14 protein-coding genes are annotated in these 18,906 nt (G+C 64.4%); 8 read left to right on the forward strand and 6 right to left on the reverse strand.

The window, feature by feature from the left end; translation table 11 throughout:
• Positions 1 to 32: 32 nt before the first annotated feature.
• Both boxB and gltA read left to right on the forward strand, forming a co-directional pair.
• Complete coding sequence (gene boxB / locus VRZ08_RS04375) at positions 33 to 1,484, forward strand: benzoyl-CoA 2,3-epoxidase subunit BoxB (protein ID WP_414531690.1); 1,452 nt, start codon at positions 33 to 35, stop codon at positions 1,482 to 1,484.
• Between the two features lie 324 nt (positions 1,485 to 1,808).
• A complete protein-coding gene (gltA, locus tag VRZ08_RS04380; RefSeq protein ID WP_164572446.1) occupies positions 1,809 to 4,793 on the forward strand; it encodes an NADPH-dependent glutamate synthase in 2,985 nt (994 codons plus the stop codon).
• Positions 4,794 to 4,999: 206 nt separating this feature from the next.
• Here the strand turns inward: gltA and VRZ08_RS04385 are convergent, their stop codons facing one another.
• Together VRZ08_RS04385 and VRZ08_RS04390 are read right to left on the reverse strand one after the other, a co-directional pair.
• Positions 5,000 to 7,033, reverse strand: a complete 2,034-nt coding sequence (locus tag VRZ08_RS04385; RefSeq protein ID WP_414531691.1) for a YgiQ family radical SAM protein — start codon at positions 7,031 to 7,033, stop codon at positions 5,000 to 5,002.
• Between the two features lie 66 nt (positions 7,034 to 7,099).
• Complete coding sequence (locus VRZ08_RS04390) at positions 7,100 to 7,714, reverse strand: TetR/AcrR family transcriptional regulator (RefSeq protein ID WP_414531692.1); 615 nt, start codon at positions 7,712 to 7,714, stop codon at positions 7,100 to 7,102.
• A gap of 146 nt (positions 7,715 to 7,860) precedes the next feature.
• On the opposite strand from VRZ08_RS04390, the gene VRZ08_RS04395 reads away from it, so the two are divergent.
• Genes VRZ08_RS04395 through VRZ08_RS04405 form a run of 3 tightly spaced genes read left to right on the forward strand, consistent with a single transcriptional unit; the run spans position 7,861 to position 12,733 of the window.
• Complete coding sequence (locus VRZ08_RS04395; RefSeq protein WP_107357381.1) at positions 7,861 to 8,892, forward strand: HlyD family secretion protein; 1,032 nt, start codon at positions 7,861 to 7,863, stop codon at positions 8,890 to 8,892.
• Positions 8,889 to 11,603: a ribosome-associated ATPase/putative transporter RbbA gene (gene rbbA / locus VRZ08_RS04400; protein WP_414531693.1), complete on the forward strand. Its 2,715-nt coding sequence runs from the start codon at positions 8,889 to 8,891 to the stop codon at positions 11,601 to 11,603. Before VRZ08_RS04395 ends, rbbA begins: the two co-directional genes overlap by 4 nt.
• Before the next feature lie 2 nt (positions 11,604 to 11,605).
• Positions 11,606 to 12,733, forward strand: a complete 1,128-nt coding sequence (locus tag VRZ08_RS04405) for an ABC transporter permease (RefSeq protein WP_107354169.1) — start codon at positions 11,606 to 11,608, stop codon at positions 12,731 to 12,733.
• A 7-nt stretch (positions 12,734 to 12,740) separates the two neighbouring features.
• On the opposite strand, the gene VRZ08_RS04410 is transcribed toward VRZ08_RS04405, so the two are convergent.
• On the reverse strand, positions 12,741 to 12,920 hold the full coding sequence (locus tag VRZ08_RS04410) for a hypothetical protein (RefSeq protein ID WP_107342872.1): 180 nt from the start codon (positions 12,918 to 12,920) through the stop codon (positions 12,741 to 12,743).
• Positions 12,921 to 13,063: 143 nt separating this feature from the next.
• Between VRZ08_RS04410 and VRZ08_RS04415 the strand changes: the two genes are divergently transcribed.
• From VRZ08_RS04415 to VRZ08_RS04425, 3 genes are all read left to right on the forward strand, one after another.
• Complete coding sequence (locus tag VRZ08_RS04415; protein WP_414531694.1) at positions 13,064 to 13,939, forward strand: IclR family transcriptional regulator; 876 nt, start codon at positions 13,064 to 13,066, stop codon at positions 13,937 to 13,939.
• Positions 13,940 to 14,099: 160 nt separating this feature from the next.
• The gene (locus VRZ08_RS04420) at positions 14,100 to 15,074 is read left to right on the forward strand and encodes a Bug family tripartite tricarboxylate transporter substrate binding protein (RefSeq protein ID WP_414531695.1); all 975 of its coding nucleotides are present in this window, start codon (positions 14,100 to 14,102) and stop codon (positions 15,072 to 15,074) included.
• A 56-nt stretch (positions 15,075 to 15,130) separates the two neighbouring features.
• A complete protein-coding gene (locus VRZ08_RS04425; protein ID WP_414531696.1) occupies positions 15,131 to 16,351 on the forward strand; it encodes an ABC transporter substrate-binding protein in 1,221 nt (406 codons plus the stop codon).
• 172 nt (positions 16,352 to 16,523) lie between these two features.
• On the opposite strand, the gene VRZ08_RS04430 is transcribed toward VRZ08_RS04425, so the two are convergent.
• From VRZ08_RS04430 to VRZ08_RS04440, 3 genes are read right to left on the reverse strand one after another with little or no spacing between them, the layout of a single operon-like run.
• On the reverse strand, positions 16,524 to 17,171 hold the full coding sequence (locus VRZ08_RS04430) for a pyridoxamine 5'-phosphate oxidase family protein (RefSeq protein WP_414531697.1): 648 nt from the start codon (positions 17,169 to 17,171) through the stop codon (positions 16,524 to 16,526).
• Positions 17,152 to 17,736, reverse strand: a complete 585-nt coding sequence (gene phnN, locus VRZ08_RS04435; RefSeq protein ID WP_414531698.1) for a phosphonate metabolism protein/1,5-bisphosphokinase (PRPP-forming) PhnN — start codon at positions 17,734 to 17,736, stop codon at positions 17,152 to 17,154. The genes VRZ08_RS04430 and phnN overlap by 20 nt, the downstream gene beginning before the upstream one ends.
• Positions 17,733 to 18,899, reverse strand: coding sequence for an alpha-D-ribose 1-methylphosphonate 5-triphosphate diphosphatase (locus VRZ08_RS04440; protein WP_414531699.1), 1,167 nt, complete (start codon positions 18,897 to 18,899; stop codon positions 17,733 to 17,735). Before VRZ08_RS04440 ends, phnN begins: the two co-directional genes overlap by 4 nt.
• Between the last annotated feature and the right edge of the window lie 7 nt (positions 18,900 to 18,906).

Below are 18,906 nucleotides of genomic sequence, written 5' to 3' on the forward strand. Positions count from 1 at the left end.
GTTTGGATGCACGAACGAACCGGGAGCCGCCCATGAATATGAACATCATGCACGTCGACTACTCGACCAAGATCCCCAACAACGTCGATCTCGGCTCCGATCGCCAGGTGCTGAAGGCGCTCGAGGTATGGCATCCCGGCTACATCGACTGGTGGAACGACATGGGGCCGGAGGGCTTCCAGGAGTCGCTGGTGTATTTGCGCACGGCGTATTCGGTCGACCCGCGGGGCTGGGCGAAGTTCGACTACGTCAAGATGCCTGACTATCGCTGGGGCATTCTGCTGGCGCCGAAGGAAGAAGGCCGCGTCGTGCCGTTCGGCCAGCATTACGGCGAGCCGGCCTGGCAAGAAGTGCCGGGCGAACACCGCGCGATGCTGCGGCGGCTGATCGTGATCCAGGGCGACACCGAGCCGGCCTCGGTCGAACAGCAGCGCCACCTCGGCAAGACCGCGCCGTCGCTCTACGACATGCGCAACCTGTTCCAGGTCAATGTCGAAGAAGGCCGCCATCTGTGGGCGATGGTGTATCTGCTGCAGAAATATTTCGGCCGCGACGGCCGCGAGGAGGCCGACGGCCTGCTGCGCCGCCGCTCTGGCTCGGACGATGCGCCGCGGATGCTGGGTGCGTTCAACGAGGCGACGCCGGACTGGCTGTCGTTCTTCATGTTCACCTACTTCACCGACCGCGACGGCAAGATGCAGCTTCACAGCCTGGCGCAGTCGGGCTTCGATCCGCTGTCGCGCACCTGCCGCTTCATGCTGACCGAAGAAGCGCACCATATGTTCGTCGGCGAGACCGGCATCAGCCGGGTGGTGCAGCGGACCTGCGAAGCGATGCGCGCCGCCGGGATCACTGATCCGACCGACATCGACAAGGTCCGCGCGCTCGGCGTGATCGACCTGCCGACGGTACAGAAGAAGCTCAATCTGCACTACTCGCTGTCGCTTGATCTGTTCGGATCGGAAGTCTCGACCAACGCCGCCAATGCGTTCAATGCCGGCATCAAGGGGCGCTTCCACGAGACTCAGATCCAGGACGATCACAAGCTCGAGCACGACACCTATCCGGTGCTGAAGCTGGTGGACGGCGAGATCAAGCGCGTCGACGAGCCGGCGCTGACCGCGCTGAACATGCGACTACGCGACGATTACTCGCAGGACTGCGTCAAGGGCCTGCTGCGCTGGAACAAGGTGATCACCACCGCCGGCTACGACTTCCAGCTCAAGCTACCGCACGTCGCGTTCCACCGCCAGATCGGCGAGTTCAAGGATGTCGAAGCAACGCCCGACGGCGTGCTGATCGATCCGGCGACCTGGGCCAAGCGGCGCAACGAATGGCTGCCGTCGAATGATGATGGCGAGTTCATCGCCTCGCTGATGGTGCCGGTGTCGGAGGCCGGGCAGTACGCGCCGTGGATCTCGCCGCCGAAGGTCGGCATCGACAATCGCCCCGGCGATTTCGAGTACGTCAAGATCGAGACCTGAGCCGCGCGGAAGCCGCAGCGCTCCAATCATTAGACCTATGTCTAAGGCCGCCCGCCGAAAGTCGGGCGGCCTTTTGCATGCCGGTCATGCATGCGGAAGGTCGAGCCAGATCTCGCGCGCTGCCCGTCAGCGCCGGTCAATAGCGCACAAATCAGCCCAATCTGTCGATCGTCACCGAGTGGACTGCGTCCGCTGGCAACCGTGCGGCGCCGGACCGGACATGACCGAAGTCAAATCAATTTGGCGCTCGTTGGCTATTTTGAACCGCTTTCCCCTCACCTCTCGATGCCGTTCGCCGGCCTCGGACCAATCTGTGCTGTCACCATGTATCGTATTGTTCGACGCGAGCAGTTCTCGGACGCGACCTTCCTGTGGGACGTCGAAGCACCGGATATCGCGGCTTCTGCCGAGCCCGGCCATTTCGTCATGCTTCGTCTCTACGACGGTGCCGAGCGCATTCCGCTCACCGTCGCCGATTTCGATCGCGACAAGGGGCTGGTGACGGTCGTCGTCCAGGCGCTCGGCAAGACCACGCGCGAGATGCGCGACAAGTTCAAGGAAGGCGAGGCGTTCGAAGACTTCGTCGGTCCGCTCGGTCTGCCGCAACACATCGACAAGGTCGACCACGTGGTGTTCGTCGGCGGCGGCCTCGGCGTCGCGCCGATCTTCCCGCAGCTCCGGGCCTTCAAACAGTCCGGCGCGCGCACCACCGCGATCATGGGCTTCCGCACCAAAGATCTGGTGTTCTGGGAAGACAAGTTCCGCGAATTCGCCGACGAACTGATCATCTGCACCGATGACGGCAGCTACGGCGAGCCCGGCCTCGTCACCGCGGCGCTGGAGCGCGTCATCACCCAGCAGAAGCCCGACAAGGTGGTGGCGATCGGCCCGATGCCGATGATGCACGCCTGCGTCGAGACCACCCGTCCGCACGGCGTCAAGACCATGGTGTCGCTCAACACCATCATGGTCGACGGCACCGGCATGTGCGGTTCGTGCCGCGTCACGGTCGGCAATGAAGTGAAGTTCGCCTGCGTCGACGGCCCGGATTTCGACGGCCACAAGGTCGACTTCCACGAGCTGCACGCCCGCCAGAAGCGGTTCAAGACCGAGGAAGACAAGGCGAACGAACATTTCGCCCACGTCTGCAATCTCGAAAAGCAGCTGATCGTCGAGGGCAAGCGCAACTACAAGAAGCTGGCGACGCTGCCGCCGCATCAAACCCCGATGCCCGAGCGCAACGCCCACGAGCGCGCCACGAATTTCAAGGAAGTCAATCTCGGCTACTCGGTCGAGGAAGCGCTGCAGGAAGCCGAGCGCTGCATTCAGTGCATCACGCCGACTTGTGTGGCCGGCTGCCCGGTCGGCATCGACATTCCGGTGTTCATCCGCAACATCCTGTTCCGCGACTTCGATGCGGCGCTGGAGACTATCTATCAGTCGAGCATCTTCCCCTCGATCTGCGGCCGCGTCTGCCCGCAGGAAACGCAGTGCGAAGCGCAGTGCATCATCCGCAAGTACAAGAAGCATGAGCCGGTCGCGATCGGCCGCCTCGAGCGCTTCATCGGTGACAACGCACGGGCGCCGAAGAGCAAGCCGATCGATCTGTCCAAGACAATCGGCAAAGTCGCGATCGTCGGCTCCGGCCCGGCGGGCCTTGCCGCCGCGGCCGATCTCACCCGCTACAACGTCGAGACCACCGTGTACGAGGCGCTGCACGTGCTCGGCGGCGTGCTGCAATATGGCATTCCGTCATTCCGGCTGCCGCGCGACATCATCGATCGCGAAATTCAGCGGCTGAAGGATATCGGCGTCAAGTTCGAGACCAACAAGGTCGTCGGCAAGACCTTCACCATCGAACAGTTGATGCGCGACCGCGGCTTCGACGCGGTGTTCGTCGCGGCCGGCGCCGGTGCGCCGACCTTCCTGGGCATTCCCGGCGAGTTCGCCGGCCGGGTCTATTCGGCCAACGAATTCCTCACTCGCATCAATCTGATGGGCGGCGACCGCTTCCCCTATCTCGATACGCCTGTCAGCGTCGGTAACAGCGTGATCGTAATCGGCGCCGGCAACACCGCGATGGATTGCTTGCGCGTTGCCCGCCGTGTCGGCGCCGAGACGGTGCGCTGCGTCTATCGCCGGTCGGAAGCCGAGGCGCCGGCCCGCATCGAAGAGATCCGCCACGCCAAGGAGGAAGGCGTCGACTTCTTCTTCCTGCATTCGCCGGTGGAGATTCTCGTCACCGAGAGCGGTGACGTCCGTGCGGTGCGGCTGCAGAAGATGGAGCTCGGCGAGGCCGACGAGCGCGGTCGCCGCAAGCCGGTGCCGCTCGACGAGTTCATCGAACTCGAATGCGACACGGTGATCTATGCGCTCGGCACCAAGCCGAATCCGATCATCGGCCAGGCGACGCCCGGCCTCGCGCTCAACAAATGGGGCAACATCGCAGCCGACGACGACACCCAGTCGACCAACATGCCGGGCGTGTTCGCCGGCGGCGACATCGTCACGGGTGGCGCCACTGTGATTCTGGCGATGAGCGCGGGCCGCCGCGCCGCCAAGTCGATCGCCGCCTGGCTGCGTCTGAACAAAACCAAGTGGCCTATCACCGCGCAGGATGCCGACGATTTCGTCGCCGGCAAGCTGGCATCGCCGATCGAGGAGGATGGCGTGGCGCATTGCCCGAAGTGTCACCAGCCGCTGGAAGGCTCCGAGGAGTACATCTGCTGTGCCGGTTCCGAGCTGCAATGGCGCTGCGACGACTGCGCCAAGGTCAGCGAAGGCTTCGCGTTCCCTTACGGGATGTGCCCGCATTGCGGTGGCAAGCTGCAGCCGCTCGACCGCGCCGGTGTCAACGACGAGGCCGGGCTTGCGGCGATCCGCACCGCGTTCGAGATCGAACTCGGCGGCCGCGCATTCTATGCCCGCGCCGCCAAGGAAACCTCCGACCCGACATTGCAGGAGCTGTTCCTCAGCTTCGCCGCGATGGAAGAGGAGCACATGACCACGCTGGCCAATCGCTATCACGTGGCGATTCCGCAGGCGACAGAAGGCTTCCATCTCGGCACCGCGGCGATCATGGCCGGTGTCAAAGGCCGGATCGGCGATCCGACCACGCTGTTCGAAGCCGCAATCGAGTTCGAGCGGCGCGCCGCTTCGTTCTTCAAGACACGGGTCGGTGAGACGCCGGACGGTTCGGTCGAGCGCCAGCTCTATCGCGAACTTGCCGCCGAAGAGGACGAGCACGTCTCGGTGCTGCAGACCGAGTTCGCGCGCTGGAAAGAAGGCAAGCGCGGGCTGCTGACGTAAACAGCGTCCTTGATTTGAAGAGAGAGGCTGCATCTAAGCACTGAGTCCTCATCCTGAGGAGCCCGGCAAAGCCGGGCGTCTCGAAGGATGAGGAGCCGCAGGGCTTGCGGCGCATGGTTCGAGACGGCGCTTCGCGCCTCCTCACCATGAGGCGGTAGCTGTTGTGAGAGCTCTCGAGGACTCTAGCCTTGAGTGAGTCACGGCTGTTACTTCACCAGCCGCACGCCCTTGGTGGTGAAGCGCTGTGGCTTTGGTCCGTCGCCGCGCACCGGGCGACGGGTGCCGGCGGCCTTGCCGGTGCCGGGAGGCTGGTGCGCCGGCACCAGCTGATCCGGCCGTGACCCGATCAGGTCGGCGCGCCCCATCGTTTTCAGCGCTTCGCGCAGCACGGGCCAATTGTCCGGATCGTGATAGCGCAGGAACGCCTTGTGCAGCCTGCGCTGCCGCAGGCCCTTGATCGCCTCGACCGGCTCGCTGGCGCCGTGGCGGACGCCGCGCAGCGGGTTGACGCCGCTGTGATACATCGCGGTCGCAGTCGCCATCGGCGACGGCAGGAAGGTCTGCACCTGGTCGGCGCGGTAGCGATTGCGCTTCAGCCACAGCGCGAGGTTCATCATGTCCTCATCTCGCGTGCCGGGATGCGCCGCGATGAAATACGGGATCAGATAGTACTGCTTGCCGGCCTGCTTGGCGGCGGCCTCGAACATCTGCTTGAAACGGTGATAGGCGCCGATGCCCGGCTTCATCATTTTGTCGAGCGGCCCGCGCTCGGTGTGCTCCGGCGCGATCTTCAAATAACCGCCGACGTGATGGCTCACCAGCTCCTTGATGTAGGCTGGGCTCTTCACCGCCAGATCGTAGCGTACGCCCGACGCCACCATCACCTTCTTGATGCCCTTCACCTCGCGCACCTTGCGGTACAGCCGGATCAGGTCGTCGTGCGAGGTGTTGAGGTTCGGGCAGATATCCGGGAACACGCAGGACGGCTTACGGCACGAGGACTCGATCGTCGGGTCCTTGCATGCCATTCGGTACATGTTGGCGGTAGGACCGCCGATGTCGGAGATCACGCCGGTGAAGCCGGGCGTCTTGTCGCGGATTTTCTCGATCTCCTGCAGGATCGAGGCTTCCGACCGGCTCTGGATGATGCGGCCTTCGTGCTCGGTGATCGAGCAGAAGGTGCAGCCGCCGAAGCAGCCGCGCATGATCGTCACCGAATTCTTGATCATGTCCCACGCCGGAATCTTGGCGTTGCCGTAGGACGGATGCGGCGCGCGGGCGTAGGGCAGGTCGTAGACCGAGTCCATCTCTTCGGTGGTCAGAGGGATCGGGGGCGGATTGAGCCACAGGTCGCGATCACCATGACGCTGGACCAGCGGCCGCGCATTGCCGGGATTGCTTTCCCGATGCAGCACGCGCGAGGCGCGGGCATAGGCTTCCTTGTCCTGCTCGACCTGCTCGCAGCTCGGCAGCCGGATGACGACGTCGCCGCCCACCTGCCGCGCGCCTTCGTCGGCGGCGTCGAGGTCGTCGGCGTGCAGTTCCGTGTAGTTGTCCGGCACGCGGCGGAACAGCGCGACGCCCCGGATTTCGTCAAGCTCGCGCGGTGCTTCGCCGGCAGCTAATCGATGCGCGACTTCGACCACCGCGCGCTCGGCGTTGCCGTAGAGCAGCAGATCGGCCTTGGCATCTGCCAGCACCGAGCGCCGAACCTTGTCGGACCAGTAATCGTAATGCGCGATCCGGCGCAGTGAGGCCTCGATGCCGCCGAGAATGATCGGGACGTCCTTGAAGGCTTCGCGGCAGCGCTGCGCATAGACCAGCGTGCAGCGGTCCGGCCGTTTGCCGCCTTCTCCGTTCGGCGTGTAGGCGTCATCGTGACGTAGCCGGCGGTCCGCGGTGTAGCGGTTGACCATCGAGTCCATGTTGCCGCCGGTGACGCCGAAGAACACCCGCGGCTTGCCCAGCGCACGGAACGGTTCGGCGGACTGCCAATCCGGCTGCGAGATAATGCCGACGCGGAAACCCTGGGATTCGAGGAGCCGGCCGATGATCGCCATGCCGAAGCTCGGATGGTCGACATAGGCATCACCAGTCACCAGCACGACGTCGCAGGCATCCCAGCCGAGCTTATTCATCTCGGCCCGGCTCATCGGCAGGAAAGGCGCGGGCTTGTGCGGTGCCGCGCTGGGGCGGAACCGGGTCATCAGCGGCGGGGCCGTATCAATGGATGTCTGCATCGCCCAGGCATAAGACCGGGGGACGGTAAGTTCAACGGCAAGGGGCGTGCCGTCTCGCCGCTGTGATCACTCCGGCAATGGCGGAAGATCGCCGACGGCCAGGTTCCGGGCTTCCTCGCGCGACACCCCGAGGCCGACCAGTACCCATTCCACGGTCTCGGCAGCCGCGTCGACCCACGTGCGGTGGCCATCGAGGATCGTGAAGATGGCGCCAAGGATCGCGCCCGAGATGAAATTAGCAGCCGAGGCGATCTGCGCGGGACCGAGGGTGTGGCCGCGTTGCGACAGTCCGGTGGCGAGGTCGTCGAGCGGACGTCCGTCCCAGACCACCCGCAGCGTCGTCGAACTCATGCCGAACCGGCAGACGAAGCGGCCGAGCCGGGGCTCTTCGTGGGCCTGGCGGATCAGCAGTCGCATCCAGGTTGCGAGCCGCCGCACCGGCTCATGACACTCCGCCAGCGCCACGGTCAGCCGGGGATTCAATTCGGTGGCGAGATTGGTAACCACCAGGTCGAACAGGCCGGTGAGGTCGCCAAGGTTATTGTAAACTGTGCCCCGCGCGACACCGGCCGCCTGGGCTAAATCGGTTACGCTGATCTGCGTCAGGCCGCGCTCGGCGAATAACTGCATCGCCGCCAGGTAGATCTGTCGCTGCGCCGGGCTGGACACGATCTTGGACACACTTGATCTGATTTGAACAATTGTGTTCAATACCGCGAACGAGCTTCGCGGGCAATCCGTTTCAAAGCGGAATTGGCCTTTAACAAGCGGAGGGATAGCTGAGGCGGGGGCGCTCACTGTTCAGTCCGTGATTCCGGAGCCGTATGATGACGATCTTCCACCCGACCCGCCGTGGTGTCCGGCTGTTCAGCGCCCTGTGTCTCGGAGCCGGCATTTTGGCCGGCCCGCTTCCCGCTCACGCCGACGATAAATTCGACAAGCTGATCCAAAAGCTGATGCCGAAGCGGCTGCCCGCGGGCTTTGCCTCGGCCAACGGCCGGCTCGAATCCGAACAGGTCGAGATCGCCACCAAGCTGGCGGGCCGGATCGCCGAAGTCCTGGTGAAGGAGGGCGACGAGGTCGAGAAGGGCCAGCTTCTGGTGAAGATGGACGTCTCCGACATTCAGGCCCAGCTCCTTGCTGCCGAAGCGCAGGAGCGCCGCGCGGTGCAGAGCAAGGCGGTCGCTGAAGCGATGGTGCTGCAGCGGGAAAGCGAACAGAAGCTTGCCGCTCAGCAGCTCGGCCGCGCCGAAGCGCTGTTCGAAAAAGGCTTCTCCACCGCCGAAATCCGCGACCAGCGCCAAGCCGCGCAGAACGTCGCGGACGCGGCGCTGATCGCCGCGAAGGCGAGCCTCAGCGACGCCACGGCTGCGATCGATGCCGCCCGCGCCGAAGTGGCGCGGATCAAGACCGTGCTGGACGATATGCAGCTGAAGGCCCCGCGCCGCGGCCGCATTCAGTACAAGCTGGCGCAGGCCGGTGAAGTGCTCGGTGCCGGCTCTCGCGTGCTGACGCTGGTCGACCTCACCGACGTCTATATGACAGTGTTCGTGCCGGCGAGCGTCGCCGCAGCGTTGGCCTACGGCTCCGACGCCCGGCTGATCCTCGACGCGATCCCGCAATATGTGGTGCCGGCGAAGGTCACCTTCGTGGCCAGCGAAGCGCAGTTCACCCCGAAGGCGGTCGAAACCAAGGACGAGCGCGAAAAGCTGATGTTCCGCGTCAAGCTGACGCTGCCTCCGGACCTGCTGCGCAAATACGAGCGCGAGGTGAAGACCGGCGTGCGCGGGATGGCGTACTTGCGCACGGACAGCGACAAGCCATGGCCGGATAATCTGCAGGTCAAGCTGCCGCAATGACCGGCTTCGCCGCGCGTCTCACGCATGTCACTCACGCCTACGGCGCGATACATGCTCTGGACGACGTCACGCTGGAATTACCCGCAGGCAAGATGGTCGGCCTGATCGGGCCCGATGGCGTCGGCAAATCGACGATGCTGGCGCTGATCGCCGGCGTACGCCGGATCCAGAGCGGCGACGTGCTGGCGCTGGACGGCGACATGCGCGACGCGCGTCATCGCGCCGCCAGTGCGGCGCGGATCGCCTATATGCCGCAGGGCCTCGGCCGCAATCTCTATCCGACGCTGTCGGTGTTCGAAAACCTGGATTTCTTCGGCCGGCTGTTCGGCCAGGGCACGGCCGAGCGCAAGGCACGTATCGCCGAATTGCTGCGCGCCACCGGCCTGTCGCCGTTCGGCGATCGGCCTGCCGGCAAATTATCCGGCGGCATGAAGCAGAAACTGTCGCTGTGCTGCGCGCTGATTCACGATCCGGATCTGCTGATCCTCGACGAGCCGACGACCGGCGTCGATCCGCTGTCGCGGCGGCAGTTCTGGGAGCTGATCGATCGCATCCGCAAGCGGCGGCCGCAGATGAGCGTGCTGGTCGCCACCGCCTATATGGAGGAGGCGGAGCGGTTCGATTGGCTCGCGGCCCTCAACGATGGCAAGGTGATCGGTGCCGGTGCGCCGGCCGAACTGCGGGCGCAAACCAAGCAGCCGACACTGGATGCCGCCTTCATCGCGCTGCTGCCGGCCGAGATGCGCGCCAACTATGCCGATGTGGTGCTGCCGCCGTTGCCGAACAGCGGAGACGGCTACGCGATTGAAGCCGAGAACCTGACCTGCCGGTTCGGCGACTTCACCGCGGTCGACCACGTCAACTTCCAGATCAAGCGCGGCGAGATCTTCGGCTTCCTCGGCTCCAACGGCTGCGGCAAGTCGACCACGATGAAGATGCTGACCGGCCTGCTGACGCCGACCGAAGGTGAGGCGCGCCTGTTCGGTGAAGTGCTCGACGCCTCCGACATGGCGACCCGCAAGCGCGTCGGCTACATGTCGCAAAGCTTCTCGCTGTATTCCGAATTGACGGTGCGGCAGAACCTGCTGCTGCACGCGCAATTGTTCGAACTGCCGAGCGCACAAATTCCCGATCGCGTCGCCGAGATGCTGGCGCGGTTCGATCTTGCCGATGTCGCCGACTCCCGGCCCGACAGCCTGCCGCTCGGTCTGCGCCAGCGGCTGCAGCTTGCGGTCGCGGTGATCCATCGCCCCGAGGTGCTGATTCTCGACGAACCGACCTCCGGCGTCGATCCGGTGGCGCGGGATTCGTTCTGGCGGATGCTGATCGGGCTGTCGCGCCAGGACGGCGTCACCATCTTCATCTCGACCCACTTCATGAACGAGGCCGAGCGCTGCGATCGGATTTCGCTGATGCACGCCGGCAAGGTGCTGGCGGTCGGCGCGCCGCACGAACTGGTCGAGCGGCGCGGCGCGGCCGATCTCGAGCAGACCTTCATCGCCTATCTGGAAGAGGCGACTGGGGTTCAACATGACGGTGAAGAGGACAGCTTCGCCGCCCCGCGCGAGGCGGCCACCAAGCAGCACTGGTTCAACCCGGCGCGGCTCTGGGCCTACGCCCGCCGCGAGACGATGGAGATTCTGCGCGACCGGCTGCGGCTCGCTTTTGCGATCCTCGGCCCCTTGGTGCTGATGCTGACCTTCGGGTTCGGTATCTCGTTCGACGTCGAGAACCTCACCTACGCGGTGTACGACCAGGACAATACGCTGGAGAGTCGCGAACTTCTCGAGAGTTTCTCCGGGTCGCGATACTTCCAGCAGGCGCCGGATATCAAATCCGCGGCAGACATCGATCGGCGGCTCGCCAGCGGTGAATTGAAGCTGGTGATCGAAGTGCCTCACGGATTCGGACGCGATCTGTTGACCAACAAGTCGCCGGAAGTCGCAGTGTGGATCGACGGCGCGATGCCGTTCCGCGCCGAGACCATTCGGTCCTACGTCACCGGACTGTCGCAGGCCTATCTGGCCGAGCAGTATCGGCGGCATGCGATGGCGTCACCCACAGCGCCGATCAACATCGAGACTCGGTTCCGCTACAATCAGGCGTTCAAGAGCGTGTACTCGATCATTCCCGGCGTGATTACGCTGATCCTGATGCTGATCCCGGCGATGCTGACCGCCGTCGGCGTGGTCCGCGAGAAGGAAGTCGGCTCGATCACAAACTTCCGGTCGACGCCCGTGACCGCGACGGAATTCCTGCTCGGCAAGCAGATCCCCTACGCGCTGCTGTCGTTCTTCAGTTTTGTGCTGTTGCTGCTCGGAGCGATTGTGATCTTCGGCGTTCCCGTGCGAGGATCGGTCGTCGCACTGGTCGGCGGCGCGCTGCTCTACGTGTTTGCCACCACGGCGCTCGGCGTCCTGTTCTCGTCGTTCCTGAGCACGCAGATTGCCGCAATCTTCATCGTCGCGATCATCTCGATCATCCCGGCCGTCAACTTCTCCGGCCTGCTGGTCCCGGTATCGTCGCTGTCGCAGACCGGGCGGTGGTTCGGTGAGGCGTTCCCTGCCGCTTGGTTTCAGGAGGTCAGTATCGGCGCCTTCACCAAAGGCATGACCTTCTGGATGCTGGCGCCGAACCTGCTGATCCTGTTCGGGTTTGGCCTGGTTTATCTGATTGGTGCGATCCTTGCGCTGCTCAAGCAGGAGGCGTGACGATGGGCTCGATGCTACGGCATATCTATCGCCTCACCGGCAAGGAATTGCGCAGCCTGTGGGCCGACCCGATCCTGCTCGGCTTTATCGTCTATGTGTTCAGCGTCGCCATCTACACGATCGCCACTGGCGCCAAGCTGGAAGTCGAGGCCGCACGAGTTGCGGTGGTCGACGAGGATCACTCCGAACTCTCGCGCCGGATCGCCGCGGCGATGCTTCCGCCGCTGTTCCGCGCCGCTGAACACATTGCTCCATCCGAAATCGATTCGGCGATGGACACTGGTCGCTACGTGTTCGTCGTCGAGATCCCGCCGAAATTCGAATCCGACGCGCTGTCCGGCAAAAACCCGACCGTGCAGATCGATGTCGACGCCACCGCAATGGCGATCGCCGGCAATGGCGCGGTCGATATCCAGAACATCGTGCTGAATGAAACCGCAGCTTACCTGCGCAAAGATTCCGGCTCATCCCACGCGCCGGTGAATCTCGTGATGCACGCCAAGTTCAATCCGAACCTGAACTCAGCCTGGTTCACCTCGGTGATGCAGGTGATCAACAACATCGCGACGCTGTCGATCATTCTGACAGGCGCCGCGCTGATCCGCGAACGCGAGCGCGGCACCATTGAGCATCTCCTGGTGATGCCGGTCAGGCCGCTCGACATCATGCTGTCGAAGATCATCGCCAACGGCGCGGTGATCATCATCGCCGCGCTGCTGTCGCTGCAGTTCATGGTGAAAGGCGTGTTGAGTGTGCCGATCATCGGCTCGGTGCCGCTGTTCACCTTCGGTATGGTGCTGTTTATGTTTTCGGTGACGGCGCTCGGTCTGCTGCTGGCGACTTACGCTCGCACGATGCCGCAGTTCGGCCTGCTGGCGATCCCGGTGATCGTCATTCTTTATCTTCTGTCCGGCGCCAGTACGCCGATCGAGACGATGCCGCCTTGGCTGCAGTTCGTCATGCAGTTCACGCCGAACACGCAGTTCGTCTCGTTCTCGCAGGCGGTGCTGTACCGTGGTGCCGGCCTAGATCTGGTCTGGCGACAGCTTCTGGCGTTGCTCGTCATCGGCGTTGTCACGCTCGCGATCTGCCGCATCCGCTTCGCCAAGACCATCTCGTCGCAGGACTAACGTCGCCTCAGGCGGACCAGCAGTCCTGCTCTTCGCGATACGCCTGCTCGTTGAGGCGGTCGGCGATATCGTCGGCGAGCTTCTTGCTCTTGGCTTCGGCGATCGGCTGACCGTCGCTGGTCTTCAGCGCGGTCTGATCGGTCTCGATCGGGAAATCCTGCGGCTCAAGTTCCTTGCGTTCGCTCATGGCGGGTTCCTCCCGTCCTTCAACGCACCACGCCCGAAATCGGTTGCGTGTGAAGGTGAGCAGCTCTGTCCACATAATGGACGCGATCGCATTCAATTCGCAATAAATTGGACAAGTCCAAAATTCTTCCCGATACTTGGAATATGACCGACACCACGCGCATCCGCCCAACATTCATGCCCAGCCCCTCCGCCCAACCCATCCTCGCCGAAAGCGCGAGCGATGGGGCGTTTGCTACGACGCTGGCGAAGGGACTTGTGGTGCTTGAGGCGTTCGAGGGCGGTGGGCTGCTCGGCAATATGGAGATCTCGGTCCGCACCGGGATTCCGCGGCCGACGGTGGCCCGGCTGACGCATACGCTCGCCGAGCTCGGTTACCTGAACTACGACGCGCGTATTGCCAAATACGCGGTGGGCGCGCGCGCCCTGCGGATGCTGCATCCGCTACTCGCTGGTATGCCGTTCCGCCAGCTGGCCCGGCCGCTGATGCAGGATCTCGCCTACAGCGTGCGCGGCACCGTCTCGATAGGCCTGCTCGACGGGCCGTCGATGGTTTATGTCGAAACCGCACGATCGGGCGATGTCGGGCCGCACACGCCCGATATCGGGATGCCGATTCCGGTGGTCCGCACGGCAATGGGCCGGGCGGCTGCTTCGACCCTACCGGAGACGGAGGCCGCAGGGCTCGAACGGCAGCTCGAAGCCGCTGATGGCGCGATGTGGGCGAGTTATCGCGATCTGTACCGCGACGGGCTGCGGCAATGCGCCGAGCGGCAATTCTGTACCTGCTTCGGCGAATACCTGCCGGCGATCCATGCCATCGCGGCGCCGCTGTTCCGGCTGCGCGGCCGCGCGTTTGCGATCAATTGCGGCGTCCCGGCGTTTCGACTGCAGCCGGGCCAGCTCGAACACGAAATCGGACCGCGCGTGCGTGCGCTGGCGGAGAGCATCCGCGCGCTCGTCGTGCATCCGGAGCCTGCTGCGTCGCGCGAGCGGTCGGCCAAGACCAATACGAGGTGAGACGACGATCGCCCGCCGCTGCATGGGCAGCTGCAGGCGCGTGGTCGGACATCGCCCTGCAGGGAGAGACACCCGAACGTCGCGCTGTGCAGGAGTTGCGGCCGCGTTCATGCTTGGACTGACGTCGCGCCAGCGACGTCGAACCACAGGGAGGGACGCCATGCCGATCACCCGCCGCCTGCTACTTGCCGGCACCGCCGCGGCCTTCGCGGCTCCTTCGTGGCCCGCGTTTGCTGCGCCCGAATGGCCCGCCCGCATCGTCAAGACGATTTCGCCTTATGGCGCCGGCGGCGCCAATGACATCTCGCTGCGGATCATCAACGATTTCCTCGAGCGCGAGCTGCACCAGCAGTTCATCGTCGAGAACAAGCCCGGCGCCGGCACCCGCCTGGCCAACGAGATGGTCGCGCACAGCCAACCTGATGGCTACACCTTCCTGTACGCCGCGGCGCCGTATGCCACGGCGGAGGCGCTGTTCGGCAAGCTGAACTATCAGCGCAGCGAATTGCGGCCGGTGGCGATGGCGGCATTCGCGCCGATCTTCCTGATCGTCAACGCCAAGTCCGATTTCAAGACGCTGCCGGACCTGATCGCCTACGGCAAGTCGAAGCCCGAGGGGTTGACGTTCGGCTCTCCAGGGCCCGGCTCGCAGCCGCATCTTGCGGCCGAATTGCTGTTCAAGATCGCCGGCGTCAAAGGCCTCAACGTGCCGCTACGCGGCGATGCTGCGGCTTATACCGAACTCCTCGCGGGACGCGTTGACGCCACCTTCACGGCGATCAGCTCGGCGCTGCCGCACATTCAAGCCGGGAACTTTCGTGTGCTTGGCGCCGGCTCGGTCCAGCGCAGCGCGATCTATCCAGACGCACCCACGCTGGTCGAGCTGGGCTTTCCGCAGATCGTCGCCGCCGGCTGGTACGGCTTCATGGCGCCGGCTGCGACTCCCGGGGCCGTTATCGACCGGATGCAGGACGCGGTGTTGCGGGCGCTCGGCGATGACGAGGTGAAGAAGAAGCTGATCGCTCAGGGCCTCGAAGCGCACGGACTGAAGGGCGCAGAGTTCGCGGCCTTCATCGATGCCGAGACCGCGAAGTGGAGCCGCGTGATCGAGGAGGCCGGACTACGAGAGAACTGACCGGACCGGCGCGATAACGCCGGCCGCTCCAACAAAATCAAGCACGAGGAAACGACATGAGGAAAGTCGCAGCAAGCTTCGCCGCATCGATTGTGGCGTTGGCGGTGTCGGCATCGCTCGCCGCCGCACAGAAGGCTTACGACCCCGGCGCCAGTGACAGCGAGATCAAGATCGGCCAGACCGTGCCGCTCTCCGGGCCCGCGTCGGCTTACTCGTCGATCGGCAAGACCCAGGCCGCTTACATGCGGATGGTGAACGATCAGGGCGGCATCGGCGGCCGTAAAATCAACCTGATCCAATATGACGACGCCTATTCGCCGCCGAAGACCGTCGAGCAGGTCCGCAAACTGGTCGAAGGCGACGAGGTGCTGGCGACGTTCCAGATCATCGGCACCGCGCCGAACGCGGCGGTGCAGAAATATCTCAACGTCAAGAAGGTGCCGCAGCTGTTCGCGGCGACCGGCGCCGCGCGCTTCACCGATCCGAAGAACTACCCGTGGACGATGGGGTTCAACCCGAGCTACTTCGTCGAAGGGCGGATCTACGGTCAGTATATCCTGAAGGACCATCCGAACGCCAAGGTCGGCGTGCTGTATCAGAACGACGACCTCGGCAAGGACTATCTTGCCGGCATCAAAGCGGGGCTCGGCGACAAAGCGGCCAAGATGATCGTTGCCGAAGCCTCGTACGAATTGTCCGAGCCGACGATCGATTCGCAGCTGCTTAAGATCAGGGATTCAGGCGCCGACCTGCTGTTCAGCGCCGCGACGCCGAAGCAGGCCGCTCAGGCGATCAAGAAGCTGTACGAAATCGGCTGGCACCCGGTGCACATCATCGACATCAACGCCGGATCGATCGGCGCGGTGCTGAAGCCGGCCGGGTTGGAGGCGTCCAAAGGCGTGATCAGCGTCGGCTACGTCAAGGAGCCGGACGATCCGCAGTGGGCGAACGATCCCGGCAACAAGCGCTACCTCGATTTCATGGCGAAGTATTACCCGGACGGTGATCGCAATTCGAGCTTCAACGTCTACGGCTACATCACCGCGCAGCTTTTGGTTCACGTGCTGAAGGCCTGCGGCGACAATCTCACCCACGACAACGTGATGCATCAGGCGACACACCTGACCAACGTGCCACTCGACATGCTGCTGCCCGGCATCACCGTCACCACCACGCCGACCGACTATCGCGTCAACAAGCAGTTCCAAATGGCCAAGTTCGATGGCGAGAAATGGGAGCGGTTCGGCGACATCATCGCCGATCAGGGCAGCGAGTAGGCAGCGGGGTCGATCGGGCAACCTGACCTTCGTTCGGTAGAACAAACGTCTGCTCCGTCATTGCGAGCGAAGCGAAGCAATCCAGAGGCTGCCCACCGAGCTGGATTGCTTCGTCGCTTCGCTCCTCGCAATGACGGTGGGAAGGCCGATGCTCGTGCCAATCAGACGGCAGCTACCACATCGACGCCTTGGCGCGTTCGGGCCAGGCGCGGTCGTAGTCTTCGCCGCCGACGCGGCTTTTGGTCATTGAAGCGAGGATTTCGCCGGGCGTCGGCAGCGATTCCTGTGCGACCTGCTTGCTCGGGTCCCACAGGCCGGAGCGGATCAGCGCGCGGCCGCATTGGAAGTAGATTTCCTCGACCGTCATCACGATCACGGTGCGCGGCGCCTTGCCTTCCACGTCGAACGACATCCGCAAGGCCTCGTCGGCGGTGACATAGCCGCGGCCGTTGATGCGCAGGGCGTTGATCGAGCCGGGGATCAGCAGCATCAGCGCGATGCGCGGATCGCGCACGACGTTGCGCAGCGAATCGATCCGATTGTTGCCGCGGCGGTCGGGGATCAGCAGCGTGGTGTCGTCGTGGACACGAATGAAGCCAGGGACGTCGCCGCGCGGGGAGCAATCGAGTCCTTCGGGTCCGACGGTGGCGAGCGCTGCGAACGGCGATTTCTCGATCAGCATGCGATAGGGCGGCGTGATCCAGTGCGCCACCTTTTCGGTGGAGGCGTCGTTCGGCACGCCATAGATCGCCTCCAGCGCCTCGACCGTGTCGAGCGCAGGGAAGGCGGTGCGGCGGTCGTCAGGGCTGCGGGCGTCCATGGCGGATGATCTCCAACAAGTCTTGGGCGTGGGCGATCGGATCGCCGACATTGCTGATGGTGACGTCGGGATGCGCCGCAACGCTGCGCCCGACGCGCTCGGTGATGCTGCCGTCGCTGGCACGGGCCCGCGCCGCGATCCGGGCGGCCAGCATCTCGGCCGGCGCCGTAATCAGCACGACGACGACATTGGCATAAGCGCTGCGTGCTGGGTCAATCACCATCCGTGATACGTTTGCCACCACGGTCCGTCTGGTGCGGATGTCGTCGTCGAGGCTACGCGGCAGACCGTAAGAATGGCCATGGGCGCGCCAAGACAGCGCGAAATCGCCGGCGGCTTCGAGGCGGCTGAAGTCCTCCGGCGTGACCTGCAGATTGTCTTCGGCCGCAGAGGCTTCGCGGGTGACGACGCGGCGCGCAAACACGATCGCCGGATCGTCGGAGCAAAGCGAGCGGGCGGCATTGATCAGCGTATCCTTGCCGGCGCCGGAGGGGCCGACCACCAGCACCAGCCGGCCCGGGCCGATCAGTTTCGTCGTCTGCTCTGCCACCGCGATGTCGGTCATGCCACGCGCTGTCCTTCGCGCCAGACGCTGCGCACCGCCGGCACGTCATGCGCGACGTGAACGCGGATCAGGTCGGCGCGCTTGCCCGTGGAGATCTCGCCGCGATCGTTGAGGCCCACCGCTTCGGCCGGTGCCTTGGTCACAGTGCGGATCGCGGCGGCAAGATCAATCGCCGGCGCGCGCATCGGCAATTGCAGCGCCGCGATCAACAGGCTCGACGGGATGTAGTCCGATGACAAGATGTCGAGCAGTCCCTCGTGTGCCAGATCAATCGCCGCGATATTGCCGGAGTGCGAGCCGCCGCGCACCACGTTGGGCGCGCCCATCAGGATGTCGATGCCGGCCTGGTGTAGTTCGCGTGCCGCTTCCAGCGTGGTCGGGAATTCGGCGACCGCGACCCGGTCGCGGATCGCGTCGGCGACATTCTCCGGCGTGGTGTCGTCGTGGCTCGCCAGCGGAATCTCGTAGCGATGCGCCAGCTCGACGATCGCCCGCATATTGGCGTCGGCGTAATTCTCCTTGCAGTACACCCGGCGTGCGAACATCACGTCGAGCTCGGCATCGGTCATGCCGGCACCCTTGCCGCGGTAGTAATCGCGCAGCTTTTCCTCGTCGCGGAACTGGCGTTGGCCCGGCGTATGATCCATCAGCGACATCAGCCGGATGTCGGGGCGGTCAATCAGCTCCTTGGCTTCCGCCACCACGTTCGGCATCGGAATTTCACAGCGTAGATGCAGGAAGTGATCGGCGCGCAGCAGCTGCGCGTCGCGCGCCGTCGAGATCGCGCCAGCCAGCACGATCGCCTGGCCATCCACCTCCTCGGCACCTTCCTCGCGCCACACCCGGAGCGAGTCGAGCACCGTGGTGATGCCGCAGGTTGCGAGCTGACCGTCGTAGGACACCACGGCGGCGACCGGATTCCACTGCACTTTCGGCCGCGGCGTGTAGTGCGCCTCGAGATGATCGGTGTGCAGCTCGACGAGGCCGGGCATCACCAGATCGCCTTGCATGTCCTTGGCGCCGTTCGGCGCGTCGCCTTCGCCGATTTCCGCAATCACCCCGTCGGCGATCGCGACCCAGCCGTGTTCGATCACCCGGTCGGCCAGCACCAGCCGGGCATTGCCCAGCACCATCTCCTGCGAATTGTTCATGGTCTCGTTCATTCCATTG

This window comes from Rhodopseudomonas sp. G2_2311, assembly GCF_047501505.1.
Taxonomy (GTDB): domain Bacteria; phylum Pseudomonadota; class Alphaproteobacteria; order Rhizobiales; family Xanthobacteraceae; genus Rhodopseudomonas; species Rhodopseudomonas palustris_H.

Excerpts from the sequence above, each read along its gene's own strand:
- boxB (WP_414531690.1), top strand. The coding sequence starts at position 33 with ATGAATATGAACATCATGCACGTCGACTACTCGACCAAGATCCCCAAC.
- gltA (WP_164572446.1), top strand. The coding sequence starts at position 1,809 with ATGTATCGTATTGTTCGACGCGAGCAGTTCTCGGACGCGACCTTCCTG.
- VRZ08_RS04385 (WP_414531691.1), bottom strand. The coding sequence starts at position 7,033 with ATGCAGACATCCATTGATACGGCCCCGCCGCTGATGACCCGGTTCCGC.
- VRZ08_RS04395 (WP_107357381.1), top strand. The coding sequence starts at position 7,861 with ATGACGATCTTCCACCCGACCCGCCGTGGTGTCCGGCTGTTCAGCGCC.
- rbbA (WP_414531693.1), top strand. The coding sequence starts at position 8,889 with ATGACCGGCTTCGCCGCGCGTCTCACGCATGTCACTCACGCCTACGGC.
- VRZ08_RS04405 (WP_107354169.1), top strand. The coding sequence starts at position 11,606 with ATGGGCTCGATGCTACGGCATATCTATCGCCTCACCGGCAAGGAATTG.
- VRZ08_RS04410 (WP_107342872.1), bottom strand. The coding sequence starts at position 12,920 with ATGAGCGAACGCAAGGAACTTGAGCCGCAGGATTTCCCGATCGAGACC.
- VRZ08_RS04415 (WP_414531694.1), top strand. The coding sequence starts at position 13,064 with ATGACCGACACCACGCGCATCCGCCCAACATTCATGCCCAGCCCCTCC.
- VRZ08_RS04420 (WP_414531695.1), top strand. The coding sequence starts at position 14,100 with ATGCCGATCACCCGCCGCCTGCTACTTGCCGGCACCGCCGCGGCCTTC.
- VRZ08_RS04425 (WP_414531696.1), top strand. The coding sequence starts at position 15,131 with ATGAGGAAAGTCGCAGCAAGCTTCGCCGCATCGATTGTGGCGTTGGCG.
- VRZ08_RS04430 (WP_414531697.1), bottom strand. The coding sequence starts at position 17,171 with ATGGACGCCCGCAGCCCTGACGACCGCCGCACCGCCTTCCCTGCGCTC.
- phnN (WP_414531698.1), bottom strand. The coding sequence starts at position 17,736 with ATGACCGACATCGCGGTGGCAGAGCAGACGACGAAACTGATCGGCCCG.
- VRZ08_RS04440 (WP_414531699.1), bottom strand. The coding sequence starts at position 18,899 with ATGAACGAGACCATGAACAATTCGCAGGAGATGGTGCTGGGCAATGCC.